At 47.0% G+C, this 1,206-nt stretch carries 2 protein-coding genes; both read right to left on the bottom strand.

Features of this window, described 5'->3' with window-relative positions:
- Window positions 1-144: 144 nt before the first annotated feature.
- Window positions 145-726 (bottom strand): transposase, encoded by a 582-nt coding sequence (locus tag HI950_RS36325; RefSeq protein WP_223285704.1) that lies wholly within the window; start codon window positions 724-726, stop codon window positions 145-147.
- Between the two features lie 33 nt (window positions 727-759).
- On the bottom strand, window positions 760-1,206 hold a 447-nt coding region (locus HI950_RS36320; RefSeq protein ID WP_223285703.1), incomplete at its 5' end, for an IS110 family transposase.

The following is a 1,206-nucleotide window of genomic DNA, read 5'->3' as shown; positions in this document are numbered from 1 at the left end:
CCTTACATTCCTTCGTTATACCTGTCCAAGGTGTGGAGACCGATAGCGTTTAGCGGATGGGTCTGAGCCCTTTTGGGTGACGAACTCGGTCCTCCGTGCTTTCTTTGTGAAATCCTGCGAATGAGTCAATATACGTGATTTAACTTAAGCTGCTTCTGCCCAGGCAAGTACGGTTTTTTCTGGCGTGAACTTTTCTCCTCGTTGAACAATACCAACTAGAATTCTTGCCAGCTTTCCTATTAACTTAAATATGGATTGTTGCTTTTTCATTTTCTTTTCTTTCACATTATGCTCATGCAGATGGCGGAATACGGGGTTATTCCAAACGAGCTGAACCGTCGCGAGATAGAGATATTTTCGCAAGGCGGAGTCTCCTCGTTTCGAAAGAACAATTCGTCCTTTTCGCTTTCCTGACGTACTTTCAGCCAAATTCAGGCCAGCCTTTCGTAATACCTGACGTCCATGCGCATACTGTCTTAAATCTCCTGTGCCTGCTAGTATGGCCGCGGTGAAGATCTTCCCGAGACCTTTTATGGTGCGAAGCTGCTGTGCCATTGGAATCTCAGAAAGCAGGGCTTCGATGTCCTTTTCAATCTGTTCAAGCATGCTGGTAACGCGTTCATATTCTTCAAGTAGCCGTATTAAATCTGCCTTCGATTCATCTACCGCGGTTCGATCTCCGACACTGCGTTTAGCATGAGCGATGAGCTGTGCAGCCTTCTCCATCCCCGTAGAACCTTCCGCGCGCTGCATATGGGTTCACCAAGCATGGATTACATCCGGTACTGCATACTTCTCCAAATCCTGTGGGCAAGGGAATGTCTTGAGGGTCGCCAATGATCGCTTACAGGTCCAATCTTTGAATACGGATGGATACTCAGGAAAGCGAATGTCCAGCCAACGTATGATTCGATTCTGCAGGCGTACACTGTTCGACACCCAGAATTCGCGATCACTCATTATGGTCCGTAATCGTTGAAACACAACCGATTGACGCGTGTACTCGTAGTAGAAGCCAAGGCTGACAGAGTCTGCGATGACAAGAGCATCTTTGGGATCATTTTTTGATGGACTGTTATCCCGGTTTTCTTTGTTTCTCTTGGTCGTAGCAGGGTTAACCATAACCACATGTAATTCCTTATCTGCTAACCAGTTGGCCAGGTTAAACCAGTAATGGCCGGTTGGCTCCATGCCGATGATGAGCTT

Origin of the sequence: Paenibacillus sp. PL91 (assembly GCF_012935325.2) — a bacterium.
Lineage (GTDB): Bacteria > Bacillota > Bacilli > Paenibacillales > Paenibacillaceae > Pristimantibacillus.
Note: the sequence above shows the minus strand (reverse complement) of the source record. Positions and strands in the feature narration are given on the sequence as shown.

Bases quoted from the DNA above. Each gene is read 5' to 3' on its own strand.
- HI950_RS36325 (WP_223285704.1), bottom strand. From the start codon at position 726: ATGGAGAAGGCTGCACAGCTCATCGCTCATGCTAAACGCAGTGTCGGA.